The 12,599-nt window shown below is 50.3% G+C and carries 13 protein-coding genes; 3 read left to right on the top strand and 10 right to left on the bottom strand.

Translation table 11 applies throughout. From position 1 onward, the window contains the following. Positions 1-4 precede the first annotated feature (4 nt). A complete protein-coding gene (locus tag ACIFQM_RS09530; protein WP_430037336.1) occupies positions 5-253 on the bottom strand; it encodes a sulfotransferase in 249 nt (82 codons plus the stop codon). 232 nt (positions 254-485) lie between these two features. Here ACIFQM_RS09530 and ligD point away from each other — a divergent pair, with 232 nt between their 5' ends. Next, positions 486-1,376, top strand: a complete 891-nt coding sequence (gene ligD, locus ACIFQM_RS09525) for a non-homologous end-joining DNA ligase (protein WP_430037334.1) — start codon at positions 486-488, stop codon at positions 1,374-1,376. A gap of 54 nt (positions 1,377-1,430) precedes the next feature. Here ligD and ACIFQM_RS09520 read toward each other — a convergent pair whose 3' ends face one another. Further along, positions 1,431-2,375, bottom strand: a complete 945-nt coding sequence (locus ACIFQM_RS09520) for a YitT family protein (protein WP_430037332.1) — start codon at positions 2,373-2,375, stop codon at positions 1,431-1,433. 196 nt (positions 2,376-2,571) lie between these two features. Next, a complete protein-coding gene (gene cls, locus ACIFQM_RS09515) occupies positions 2,572-4,002 on the bottom strand; it encodes a cardiolipin synthase (protein WP_430037330.1) in 1,431 nt (476 codons plus the stop codon). Positions 4,003-4,129: 127 nt separating this feature from the next. Between cls and ACIFQM_RS09510 the strand changes: the two genes are divergently transcribed. Next, positions 4,130-5,161: a M23 family metallopeptidase gene (locus ACIFQM_RS09510; protein WP_430037328.1), complete on the top strand. Its 1,032-nt coding sequence runs from the start codon at positions 4,130-4,132 to the stop codon at positions 5,159-5,161. A gap of 19 nt (positions 5,162-5,180) precedes the next feature. Continuing rightward, a complete protein-coding gene (locus ACIFQM_RS09505; protein WP_430037326.1) occupies positions 5,181-5,597 on the top strand; it encodes a bactofilin family protein in 417 nt (138 codons plus the stop codon). Positions 5,598-5,852: 255 nt separating this feature from the next. Here the strand turns inward: ACIFQM_RS09505 and ACIFQM_RS09500 are convergent, their stop codons facing one another. The 7 genes from ACIFQM_RS09500 to ACIFQM_RS09470 form a co-directional block, all read right to left on the bottom strand. Continuing rightward, on the bottom strand, positions 5,853-6,635 hold the full coding sequence (locus ACIFQM_RS09500) for an ABC transporter permease (RefSeq protein ID WP_430037323.1): 783 nt from the start codon (positions 6,633-6,635) through the stop codon (positions 5,853-5,855). Beyond that, entirely contained in the window at positions 6,628-7,548 is a 921-nt protein-coding gene (locus ACIFQM_RS09495; protein WP_430037320.1) for an ABC transporter ATP-binding protein, read from the bottom strand. The genes ACIFQM_RS09500 and ACIFQM_RS09495 overlap by 8 nt, the downstream gene beginning before the upstream one ends. A 109-nt stretch (positions 7,549-7,657) precedes the next feature. After that, positions 7,658-8,149: a hypothetical protein gene (locus ACIFQM_RS09490; protein ID WP_430037317.1), complete on the bottom strand. Its 492-nt coding sequence runs from the start codon at positions 8,147-8,149 to the stop codon at positions 7,658-7,660. Between the two features lie 61 nt (positions 8,150-8,210). Next, positions 8,211-9,194 carry an LCP family protein gene (locus ACIFQM_RS09485; protein ID WP_430065361.1) on the bottom strand — a complete coding sequence of 328 codons (984 nt, stop codon included), beginning with the start codon at positions 9,192-9,194 and terminating at the stop codon, positions 8,211-8,213. A gap of 14 nt (positions 9,195-9,208) precedes the next feature. Then, positions 9,209-10,549, bottom strand: a complete 1,341-nt coding sequence (locus ACIFQM_RS09480; protein WP_430037311.1) for a UDP-glucose dehydrogenase family protein — start codon at positions 10,547-10,549, stop codon at positions 9,209-9,211. 51 nt (positions 10,550-10,600) lie between these two features. Further along, the gene (locus tag ACIFQM_RS09475; RefSeq protein WP_430065359.1) at positions 10,601-11,410 is read right to left on the bottom strand and encodes a WecB/TagA/CpsF family glycosyltransferase; all 810 of its coding nucleotides are present in this window, start codon (positions 11,408-11,410) and stop codon (positions 10,601-10,603) included. Continuing rightward, complete coding sequence (locus ACIFQM_RS09470; protein ID WP_430065383.1) at positions 11,388-12,593, bottom strand: glycosyltransferase family 4 protein; 1,206 nt, start codon at positions 12,591-12,593, stop codon at positions 11,388-11,390. Before ACIFQM_RS09470 ends, ACIFQM_RS09475 begins: the two co-directional genes overlap by 23 nt. Between the last annotated feature and the right edge of the window lie 6 nt (positions 12,594-12,599).

Genomic DNA, 12,599 nt, shown 5'->3' with positions numbered 1-12,599 from the left:
TTTATTATAAATCCCCTGTTATCCGAATCCTGCTTTTCCAGCATCCTGTAAGCGTCCTTCCACTCAAAGTGATTCCAGTTCCCTCATAGGGATGTGCTTGCGACTGGGGAAGATCATACAGGCTGAACAGAAACCACATTTCCTGCGTGGCGAACAGGCGGGTGTGGCTTTGCAAAATGGTAGTCACTAGCGAGCTTCCACTTCGGGGGACACTAAGCAGGAAAACCAGTCCCTCGCCTTGCTTATCAATCAAGGAAACTCCTCCCCTATCTCTGCTCAATACATTTAATAGATACATTACGTATTTTATTATAAATTTATGATACATATTGTATCTTGTCAATCCCTAAGACGGATAATTTCTGCACATGACGCTCATGTTAATCCATAACTACATCTACAGGTGCACCATTCCGTCTACTCCGTTTCCAAGTGCATTTTTTCGAGTTCAGCTTATAAGAGGTTAAAAGAAGGAGCGTAACACTATGGGACAAGCTGTTAAAGGCATCATTACCATCGAAGGTCTGGAAATTCCTATCACCAATCCGGATAAACCGCTGTGGCCCGAAGCTGGTATCACCAAAGCGCTGTATCTTCGCAAGCTTGCGGTGCTGGCCCCATTTCTGCTCAAATATAGCCACAACCGTTTGCTGACCGTCATCCGTTGGCCGCACGGCATTCACGGGGATTTTTTTTACCAGAAAAATGCCCCGCAGCCTCGGCCGGACTACATCGAAACCTTCCAGCATGACGGCATTGAATATATGGTGCTTGGTGCGCTACCGCAACTGCTATGGCTCGGCAATCAGGCGGCGCTGGAGTTTCACCCATCCCTGCATCAAGCGGGCAGCACGCTACCGTGTGAATGGATGATTGACCTTGATCCTTCTAGAGAAGTGGACCCACGCATTATGGAGGCGGCATCCATCGTCGGTGAAGTGCTGTCTTCGCTTGGTTTGGAATCTGTACCCAAAACGTCCGGGGCCACGGGTGTACAAATTATCGTCCCGATCCGCACAGGCATCACCTTCGACGAGCTTCGCAGCATCGGTCTGCTGGTGGGAAAGTTCGTGACCGAAAAGCACCCTCACCTGTTCACACTGGAACGGTTAAAAAAGGATCGGGGAACCGCTATCTATTTTGATTATTTGCAGCATTATCAAGGAAAAACCCTGGCCGCTCCCTATACCCCGCGGGCACGCCCCGGCGCTACGGTATCCACCCCACTGACATGGAACGAGGTACGAGAAGATGTATCACCGCTTAACTATCATTTGCTGAATATTGAGGAACGGCTAAATCAGATGGGCGACTTGATCGCCATGGTCCCTCCACAGCCCATTGAGGATGTTCTCAAGCATATGCGCGCCAAATAAAAAAGGGGACGAACTCCACAGCCGTAAAATCGGCCGAGGAATCGTCCCCTTGCGCTAGTGTATTCCTTTTTTCTTAAAGCGTCCGCCCTTCACATCATGAATGTTACCAATTGCCACAAAGGCTTGCGGGTCCCAATCCTCAACGATGTTCTTCAGCTTCGCTTCTTCCAGACGGGTGATGACGACGAAAATGACCTTCTTGCTTTCGCCTGTAAAGCCGCCCTCACCTTCCAGATAGGTTACGCCCCGTCCAAGACGGTCCGTCAGGGCATCCCCGATGTCGCGGTATTTTTCACTAATAATCCAGACCGATTTGGACTGATCCAGACCTTCGATGGTAATATCAATCATTTTCATCGCAATATAATAAGCAATCATGGAATACAGGGCATTCGGCCAACCGAATACAAAGCCTGCGCTGCCCAGAATGAAGATGTTAACAAAAAGTACGATCTCACCGACCGAAAAAGGAGTTTTTTCACTGACGAGAATAGCTACGATCTCTGTTCCATCCAGCGAGCCGCCGGACCGGATGACGAGACCTACCCCAACGCCGAGAATGACACCGCCAAAGATCGCGCCGAGCAGCGGTTCGCCAGGGGTCAACGCATTCACACTGTGAAGTAACGTGGTTCCGATGGACATCACGATAATGCCGAATAATGTGGATAAAGCGAAGGTTTTACCGATTTGCTTGTAACCGATAACCAAAAAGGGAAGGTTCAACAGGGTCAGGAAAATGCCGAGCGGGTAGCCAGTAATCTTGGAGGCCATAATGGAAATACCTGTGACCCCACCGTCGATAACGCCGTTAGGAACCAGGAATATTTCGAGGCCCACTGCCATAAGCGCCGCACCGAAAATAATCATGGCCGCACGCTGAAACAGGCGTTTTGCTTTGTTTTTAGGATTGGCTGGAATTTTGCTGATCTTGGTCAACTCTCCGGTCACATCTGTGATCTCAGACAGATTGTGGACTTCCTTGCTTACTACACTCATATATAAATCCCCCCGGTACAGTATGGTATTATTGGACCGAAAAAGGGGCTGCGATCCGCAGTCCCTTCTTCTTTACCGCGCTTGTGTTATATGAATACTATACCATAAAACTGTGATTTTGCGCAAAAAAGTTAGCAAAAAGCACATAAATCTCAATAAAGCGGGATTATATTGATAAAAACGGCGAAAACCGCCTTTAAAGGAGCGGAGAGAGCATACGAGCCAGAATTTCAGCTGTTTTCTGTGATCGTGGCCGTCTGCAGAACACCTTTAAATCAATGTGCGAGGAGTTGGACAGGTCCTCTTCAAAATCGGCTGAAAGGTGTTCCAGCGCTGACCGTGCAAAGAGTACAGCGGTCAACTCAAAATTATAGAAAAAGCTGCGCATGTCCATATTGGCGGTCCCGACCGAGCCGAGTAAATCATCCACAATGATGACTTTAGCGTGAATAAATCCTTTACGGTATTGATAGAACTCCACACCCGCCTCCAGCAGCTCTTGCACATAGGACAGGGACGCCAGATGTACCAGCTTAGAATCCGATTTGTATGGAATAATAATTCGCACATCTACGCCGCTGACCGCCGCCAGCTTAAGCGCTTCATAAATCCCCAAATCGGGAATAAAATACGGTGTGGTTATCCAAATCCGCTTCTTGGCAACCGCCAGCGCACCAAAGCACATTTCCTGAATCGTATCCCATACCTGATCGGGACCGCTGCTCAAAATCTGTACTTCCTCATCCCCTTCACAGGAATGCGGTGGAAATAAATTCTCATCCATCAGCCGTTCCCCAGAGGCCAGCTTCCAGTCGCTCAAAAAAGCATTTTGCAGAAAATAGACGCTATCTCCCTCAATCTGCAAATGCGTATCCCGCCAAAATCCCACCTTGGGGTATTTGCCGAGATAATCGTCGCCCACATTGATTCCTCCAACAAACCCGAGCAGTCCGTCCACCACTACGATTTTACGGTGGTTACGGTAGTTAATCCGGCGATCCAGCGTCGCGAAAAACGGGGGCAGAAAATAATGAAACTCTACACCTGCCTCACTACAGGCACGAATAAAAGAATAGGGCAGATTGTAGCTCCCCACGCCGTCCAACACGAATCGAACCTTCACACCCTCGCGCGCCTTGCGGATCATGACCTCCTGAAGCCGGGTACCGATGTCGTCCGCCCGGAATATGTAAAACTCTACATGGATATGATGCTGCGCCCGTTCCAGCGCTGTCAGCATCGCCTCGAAGGTTTCCTCCCCATTCGTTAGCACGCGTGTGCGATTGCAACCGGTCAACGGATTTTCCGACATACGGATGAGCTGGTTAAAGAGACGCTCTTGTTGCTTGAAATGAGGATTATGCATTTGTTCCACATTCTCAATCACCCTCGATTGCGACCATAGGCGCTCGCGGAATTCACGAAACAGCTGTGATCCCCCTTTTCGCACCATTTTGCGCTTCTTATAATCCTGAGCAACAAAGTAGTACACGACAAAGCCGATCAGCGGGAAGCAGAACAAAATAAATAGCCAGGCTACCGCCTTGGACGGCTTGCGAAATTCAAAGAGCAGGATCGTCCCGGTCTGAAAAATAAAAACAATTAAAACCAACAGCAACCACAGCATGTTTAAGCCTCCTTATACATCTACGTTTTATACCAAGCTCCAATATTTTTGACATGTTTGCCCCTAAATCTGAATAGATAGTAACCAAGCACTATAGGATAGGAGCGATGTCCAGAAAGGAGCGATTATGAAAAAAGGAAGCCTAAATCGCCGGATGACCTTGCTCGTCATTCGAGATGCACAGCAACCGCCCAAGCAGCTACAATGTTCTACAGCCGCTGTCATTCTCGTCCCGACCCTTGTGATCGCGTCCATCTCTACACTCGTGATCGGGCTGCAAATCCGTTCTTCCCATATGATCTCCCAAATGGAAACGAATCTTGCTGTCCAGAGCTTGCAGATGGAGGTTACGGTAGCAGACAAGGATGCGGCAATCGGGCGACTGCGCCGCGAAGTCATGGAGCTGACGAATCAGGCCACCAGTATTCGCGAACGCCTCCAGCGTGTAACGGAGCTGGAGCAGCAAATGCAACAATTTATCCGTAAATACGGAAAATCCTCTGCCACCAGTAGCAGCAAAGCAGCCGTGACCCCACTCTCCTGGGATGCCTCTGGCTATACCGGGGGCGAATTGATTACAGTACATGAAAATACAGCCATGCTTACTCGTCAAGCCATGGATGATTTTCAGGAAATCGAATCCCTGCTGGACACGGTAGAGCGCACGGTTCCCCGCTCTATTCAGCAGGCGAACGCCATACAGCAGAACCTTGAGCAGAAGCAAGCCGCACAGTTGCTCCAGACCCGCAGACTGGCACTTGCCGAGCAAGGCAAGCCTTCAGCGTGGCCTGTCAGCTCACGTCAGTTGACCTCCAGCTTCGGCTATCGCAGTGATCCGTTTACGGGCAAATCGGCTTTCCATTCGGGCATGGATATTGCCGGACAAACGGGTGATTCCGTTTATGCGGCAGGAGCGGGCACCGTGCTGGAGGCTGCCTCCAGCGGGGCACGGGGCAAGTGTATTATCATCCAGCATCCTGATGGATTCCAGTCCTGGTATATGCACCTGAGCGGTATGCAGGTGACTCCGGGGGAACGAGTCCGTAAAGGACAGACCATCGGCCTTCTGGGAAGTACGGGAAGAAGCACGGGGCCTCATCTTCATTTTCAAATTGTCAAGCATAGTCAGCCTGTCGATCCATTACTGTATGTACAATAAAGGATTGGAGGAAAACAACATGTTCAAGGACTCCAAAAAAAAGCTGGCCGCTCCTACGACCGATACGCTGTTGGCTAACGGCACCAGCTTTGAAGGTACAATTGAGGCTGAGGCCAATATTCGGATTGATGGCCATTTTCAGGGCGATATCCGCAGTACTCGCGCCGTCGTGATCGGGGAATCTGCTGTTGTGCGTTCGGATATCATCGCACAAGACGTCATCCTGGCCGGCAAGGTATTCGGCAGCATCACCACAGAGGGACGGCTGACGATCACGCCTACGGGCGAACTGTACGGCAAAGTAGTCGCCGCCGCGCTGGTCATCTCCGAAGGCGGCTTACTGGACGGTACGAGTCAGATGATCCGCACGAAAGACGCGGAATCGTCTGCATCAACTGACGTTTCTGATCTTAAAACACAATCAGAGACGGGATAATTCCATTTACTCCATCCTATCACTGCTATCTACCTCTTTAAACGCAAACGGTCCCTATTGATTGATTTTTGCTGAAAACAGGCTGCAATATACCCCGGCACGCAGAATCTGTCGTGGTCATTGTATAGTTACAGCGCCCAACAGCGCAAAAAGGACGTGCAAATGGGTAGCCATTTAACACGTCCTCTTTGTTGCTTTTAGTATATTGTAAAATCCTCATGTTATAAAAATCAGATCAAAGCAGAATGCTTGGGTTTAGGTTGAAACATCACGTTTTACAAAAACCACCCAGGCAATCGCGATAAAAACTACATAATAGATGGCCAACACGGTGAGCGAAAAGGTCAAATCGGAGCTTACTGTACCCGGCGGCATATCGAGATATTTTTTCAGGTCCATATGCGTAAACAGCACGTATTTGGTCCATTCATAACGATCTGTACTAAACAAACCGATGGAATTATAGATTGTTTTGGTGAACATCATGAACAGAGACAGGCCGATCGCCAAGGCGCTGGAACGAAAAACAGCGGACAGCATAAAAGCAAAGGCCATGGTCACGAATAAAGCAATATAACTGTACAAGAAATTCAGCGTTACATAAGATATCGGATCACTGAACGGTGGAATCGAACCAGCTGGCGCAGCTTTGGATAACATCAACCAAGAGGACAGCGTAACCATCGCAACTAAAATGAACGTTCCGAGCAGACTGAACAGAATGACCGATATATATTTGGACAACAGAATTTTGCTACGAGTCCAAGGTCGGATAAGCAAAAGCTTAATCGTTCCCCATGTAAATTCACCCGCCACTGAATCAGCCGCTACAATGACCGTAAACGTCGTGTTGAGAAAAAATGTAAACATCACTGTCAACACGATACCATCCCACACGCTGACCTGATCGGAAACCAGAGCAATCAGCATCGGAATCACAGCCGTAATGACCGCCAGCATTCCTAGCATAATCCACGTCCGTACGCGCAAATAAATTTTAAGATTTTCGTTATGTACCAGCTTGAAGAAGTCAGTCAATGAACCCGCCTCCCGTCACTTCCAAGAATTGATCTTCCAACGTACGGGCCACCGGGCGAATCGCATATACCTTGACTCCGTTTGCAGCCAGAAGGCTGTTCATCTCTGCTATTTGCTCTCGCTCCAGATGCAGCAGCAGTTGGTTGCCTTCGACGCGCCCTGCACCGGCAAGCGCATAGGCTTGCTGGGCATCATTCACTTCAAAAGCAATTTCCGCCGTCTGGGCTTCTTCACCTGTGCTCTTCAGCTGCTTGATGTCAATCAGCCGTCCGCTTTGGATAATGGCGACACGGTCGCACATCAGCTCCATTTCAGACAACAAATGACTCGATACGAATACTGTAATTCCCTCGCTCCGGCTCAACTGTCGCAAATAATCCCGCAGTTCGCGGATACCCTGCGGATCCAGACCGTTGGTCGGCTCGTCCAGCACGAGCAGCTTCGGCCGATGCAAGATCGCCTGTGCTACCCCGAGTCTCTGCCGCATTCCGAGCGAGTAGGTTTTGACTTTATCGTGAATCCGGTTTCCGAGTCCTACCAGGCGTATCGCTTCATCTATGCGCTCCTTCGTCACCCCCGGTGACATTCTCGCAAAATGCTGCAAATTTTGATAGCCGGTCAGAAACTTGTACATTTCCGGGTTCTCCACAATCGCACCGACGTGGGAAACCGCCTTTTCAAAATCGGTTTTGATGCTGTCTCCACAAATATGGATATCGCCCTTGCTGATCGAAATTAGGCCAACTATCATACGGATGGTGGTTGTTTTTCCCGCACCGTTCGGTCCGAGGAATCCAAATACCTGCCCCGCTGGAACCTCCAGCGTCAGATCATCCACAATCGCTTTTGAGGAAATGATTTTACTCACACCCTCCATACGTATGACGGGAAGCTGTCCTGTCGCTTGCTGCATGCTATGAAACTCCTTCCATCCGGAGTGAAGCTCTATTCTATTTTTCTGTTCATTTCCGGTTTTGGAAGTATTGTACCATATTTAACCTGTTAGAAACACCGCGTCCTATCTATTCCTTATCCTTGTATATCCAGAGCACCCGCCACTCTTCACTTTCCTGCGTCACATAACAAGGCTGTACGATATCAAAATGACCAAACCGGGTCTTATAATGCTGGGTAACCGTAATACGGTAAACCTTCCCCAGCTCGTCTCCACTCTGCTCTGTGCGAATATCATATTCAGCCTGCGGCTCTCCCAGCTCGAATGTGAATGTATCTGTCCCCATATCCTGCATAAACACATGCGCACGCTGCTGCACATACGTGGATTTTTCGAATTTCTTCTTCATTTGCGAATGAAAAAGCTCCCAGGAGCCTCCAAAATTACCTGACTGCTCCATCGTATAGAACTCATTCAGCGCTTCAACCGCCTGATCGCCCTCACCCGTAGACGTCACCCCACGCAGACCCAGCCACAGCAACCATAACAGCCCACATATCAATGCAAAATACAGCAGCTTGCGGACGAACGCGGAAGCCGCTCTTCTTCTGAACAGCACAAATCGCTCCTCCCCTCAGTTGCACCTTCTACTGGATACTACAGATGTATGTGGGACAAGCCTAAGGTGATATGGCTGTGGTGAGCAAATGCTTCTCCATCAGTCCACGGATACGCTGGCGTTCCTGATCATCCACGATGTAATAATACACTCCGTTAATTTTGGTTCCATGGCCCCTCAACTCAACCATATCCGTCTGCCGTAGAGACGGGCCGATCCGGGTCAGAAAGGTCGTCATATCGTCAAAGGTCATATCCGTGCGGATCTGCTCCCCCGCTGCCTGCAATATCGGTTTTACCTTTAACAGTCCTTCCTTGCTGATCCCCTGTGCGACAATTTGCTTGAGCAGCTCCCGCTGACGGGCATTTCTTCCGAGGTCCCCGCGCGGATCATCAAAACGCATCCGGGCATTGGCCAACGCCTCAGTCCCGTTCAGCTTCAAGCTGCCCTGTGTAAAATGATGTCCTTCATATTGAAAATCGAGCGGATTGTTAACCGCGACTCCCCCCAAAAGATCTACCATTTTCGCAAACCCTTCCATGTTCATTTGCACATAGTAATCCATCGGATGATTCAAGAAATGCTCTACCGAACGAATCGACATGTCCACCCCGCCAAAGGCAAAGGCAAAGGCATGATTGATTTTGTCCTCACGTCCCCTGCCGATCAGCTCCGTTCGCGTATCGCGCGGAATGTTGAACATCAATACAGAGCCTTCGGCGGGATTAACGGACAGGACGATCATCGTATCCGAACGCCCTCGATCATGGGGACGCTGGTCCACCCCCAACACAAGCACGGTGAACGGCTTGAATTGGGATATGGCCGCCGGATTGGGCATACCCGAACCGTTGCCTATAACTGCCGGGCGTCCCGCTCCGCCTGTTGCAAGGGTAGAAATCGCGGCGGGCTGCACGATACTGCGTGGATGGTACATGGCATTTGCCGCCGTTTGAACCGAATGATATACATAAGCGGTGTAAGCACCAGCACCTACCATCAATAATGCAGCGGCCCCTAATGTCATTTTCAGCCATCGTTTCATACAGAGCCTCCCCTTTACGGGTTCATTACAGACCGTTGACGAACCATATCCATATTGTTCATCTGCGGCCTGCCGACAGAATAGTATGCAAAGGCGGACTGTCTGATCTGCTCCTCACGGTACACATTGCGTCCGTCGATCATAATGGGATACTTCATAAGCTCGTTTAGCTCATCTAGCCCCACCTCACCAAATTCCTCCCACTCTGTCAGCAGACACAGCGCGTCGCATCCTTCTGCCGCTTCTCGTGCGCTATCCGCCCACGTTATTTCCGAGCTGTCCAGCATTCTGCGGAAGTTGGCGGTGGCGACTGGGTCATATGCACGTATTTGCGCCCCCGCTTCCAGAAGCGACTGCATAATATCCAGCGCTGGAGCATCTCTTACATCATCTGTATTTGGCTTGAACGCCAGCCCCCATATGCCTATCGTGGCTCCTTCCAGATCACCCAGCGCTTCTTCCAGCTTGCGTAGCACATTAAAGCGCTGCCCCTGATTCACTTCCACCACCGATTTCAGCAGCTTGAATTCATAATCCACATTGCCCGCAATCTGGATTAGCGCCTGTGTATCCTTAGGAAAACAAGATCCGCCATAGCCGATGCCTGCGGACAAAAAAGAAGAACCGATCCGCTGATCCAGCCCCATGCCGTGTGCCACGCGCGTAACGTCTGCACCCACTTTTTCACAGATATTTGCAATCTCATTAATAAACGAAATTTTAGTCGCCAAAAAAGCGTTCGACGCGTACTTGATCATCTCCGCTGAACGGATATCTGTGGTCAAAATATTTGTCGTCAGCGGCTCATGCAGCTTACATAGCACAGCGGCGACATGAGGGTCGGATGCCCCGATCACGATACGGTCCGGCTGGAGCGTATCTGCTACCGCCGAGCCTTCACGTAAAAATTCAGGAACCGAAGCCACGCCAAAAGAGTAGCTTGTGCGGCTCGCGATCAGGCTGTGAATACGATCATTGGTCCCGACAGGCACCGTGCTTTTGGTGACAATCACTTTGTAGCCGTTCATGGCGTCTGCCACCTCGCGTGCGGCTCCCTCAATATAGGACAGGTTCGCTTCCCCGCCCGGTAACGAAGGCGTTCCGACCGCCAAAATAACAATTTCCGCTCCCTCTACCGCAGATGCAGTATCTGTTGTAAAGGTCAGCCGACCTTGCTCGACATTATCCTGGATCAAGCCTTTTAAGCCCGGCTCATAAATCGGTACTTTTCCTTCATGAAGCTGGCTAATTTTGTCCTCATTCTGGTCAACACAGACGACCGTATTCCCGAGCGCGGCAAAACAGACTCCCGATACCAGTCCAACATACCCTGCACCAATTACACATAGCTTCAAAGCGGCTCCCCCTTTTACATACTGTCTCGCTGAATTACGCTTTTACCAGCTTCACTTCTCTATGCCTCTCCCTGCATGCCGACTATGATGGAGCGTAAGCCGTTTGTTCCGCCGATAGGATTTGAGAAATCGGTATACATACACCGGATTGTTATAGGCGTATCTCTTCCATAACCGTTTTGGCTCACTAATCAGGCGGTACAGCCATTCCAGCCCCAGCCTTTGTATCATTAGCGGCGGTCTGCGAACCTTTCCGGTGATATAATCAAAGGCCGCTCCTACACCAATCATCACGCCACGGATGCGGTCTTTGTTACGATACATCCATATTTCCTGCTTCGGGCAGCCCAAGCTGACAAAGATGATATGCGCGCCTGACGCATTGATGTCATGAACAATCTGCTCCTCCTCAGCGGGCCGAAGCTCCCGAAATGGCGGTGAAAACCCACCTGCAATTCGGATTCCTGGGTAGTCCTGCTTCATTCTTTCCTTCAGGCTGTCCAGCGCATCCGGCGTGCTGCCGTAAAAATAGATACTTAATCCTGTCTGCGGCGCGCGTTCGCACAGCTTGAGCATCAGACTGGGGCCGTCCACCCGGTCCTGATGCTCAAATCCATACAGCTTGAGCGCCCATACCAGCGGCATACCATCCGGGGTACACAAATCTGCACGCGCAAGTGCTTCATGGAACTCGGATTGATTTCCGGCTGTAACAATAGAATGCGTGTTGCAGATACATACATAGCTGTCCTTGCGTCCGACTGCCCATTGCTCCACCGTGTGTACGGTTTCCTGAAACGTAAGCGCCGCAATATCTGCGTCTGCAATCCTTCCGACTCTATACTGGGGCAGCTGCTTCATAATCACGCTCCTCTATCGCCTCGCTGTATATGGCCATCAGCTGCTCGTAATTCACTTCTTCCGTGTAGCGTGCAGCATATATTTCCGATACCTTCTGTCTCATAGCTGGATATTTTTCATAGGCTGTCGCACGACGGATTACGGCACTGATATGTTCCATATCATCCTGTTGAAAATGGAACCCGGTTACTCCATCCTCCACCACTTCCTCCAGCGCCCCGAGCCGACTGCACAACACCGGGGTTCCCACGGAATAGGACTCTACGATGGTCATGGGAAAGCCTTCATACCAAATGGAAGGAACCATGACATACATGGCCCGGCTCATGCAATCCAGCACCGTGTCTCCATCCTGCTTGCCGAGAAAACGGATGTCCTCCTGCGGATACGCGGCAGCCAGTTCAGCCTTTTCCGGGCCATCCCCGATGATGACCAGTCTCAAGTCGCCCCGATCTTCCACCTGTGTCCAGGCTTTCAGCAGATTACGCACCCCTTTTTCAGCCGAGATCCGCCCCACAAACAGCAAGTAACGATCATCCGGGTCATACACGGCTTTCACCTCTTTACGTTGGATGAAATTTGGCTTCACTGAGATACGATCCGGTGGAATGCCACTTTCAGCAAATTTCTCCCGCGCAAACTCGGTTAGCGCAATATAGCGACTTACTTTGTGCTGCCATGTGCCGATCAGATCGTTAAACTTGATCATCGCCGCCACTGGAATCGTCTGTAGCGGTGAGCCCCGGTAACACCCGTGGCGAATGGAATGCAGCAAGGTGCCATGCAGGCATTTTTCACAAACCTCATTCCCTCGCATAAAGGTCGCCGCCGGACAAATCAGCCTGTAGTTATGCAGCGTCTGGACGACCGGAATCCCCAGCCGTTCACAGGCATGATAGACGGAAGGAGAAATAACCGGAAAAAAGTTATGCACATGCACCACATCCGGCTTCACCCGCAGAAGCAGCTTTTTGATTCTTTTGAACTCCGGCAGGGACCAAGCCGCCTCCACCGCCAGCTTTGCCATGTTAGCCAGCCCTTTGCTTTGGATACTGTCGTTATGCACATAATAGTGTTCTGTCTCTATCCCTCTGGAGCGCAGCATAGCCAATTCCTGCTCGACAACCTTGTCTTCTCCCCCGCTTTGCTGATAAAAGTTGTGGATGACCAGCACCTTGCCCACCGTTTT

The sequence above is a fragment of the Paenibacillus sp. NRS-1782 genome (genome assembly GCF_050467685.1).
GTDB lineage: Bacteria > Bacillota > Bacilli > Paenibacillales > Paenibacillaceae > Paenibacillus > Paenibacillus terrae_A.
Note: the sequence above shows the minus strand (reverse complement) of the source record. Positions and strands in the feature narration are given on the sequence as shown.

Bases quoted from the DNA above. Each gene is read 5' to 3' on its own strand.
- ACIFQM_RS09505 (WP_430037326.1), top strand. From the start codon at position 5,181: ATGTTCAAGGACTCCAAAAAAAAGCTGGCCGCTCCTACGACCGATACG.
- ACIFQM_RS09485 (WP_430065361.1), bottom strand. From the start codon at position 9,194: ATGAAACGATGGCTGAAAATGACATTAGGGGCCGCTGCATTATTGATG.
- cls (WP_430037330.1), bottom strand. From the start codon at position 4,002: ATGCTGTGGTTGCTGTTGGTTTTAATTGTTTTTATTTTTCAGACCGGG.
- ACIFQM_RS09510 (WP_430037328.1), top strand. From the start codon at position 4,130: ATGAAAAAAGGAAGCCTAAATCGCCGGATGACCTTGCTCGTCATTCGA.
- ACIFQM_RS09495 (WP_430037320.1), bottom strand. From the start codon at position 7,548: ATGCAGCAAGCGACAGGACAGCTTCCCGTCATACGTATGGAGGGTGTG.
- ACIFQM_RS09475 (WP_430065359.1), bottom strand. From the start codon at position 11,410: ATGAAGCAGCTGCCCCAGTATAGAGTCGGAAGGATTGCAGACGCAGAT.
- ACIFQM_RS09520 (WP_430037332.1), bottom strand. From the start codon at position 2,375: ATGAGTGTAGTAAGCAAGGAAGTCCACAATCTGTCTGAGATCACAGAT.
- ligD (WP_430037334.1), top strand. From the start codon at position 486: ATGGGACAAGCTGTTAAAGGCATCATTACCATCGAAGGTCTGGAAATT.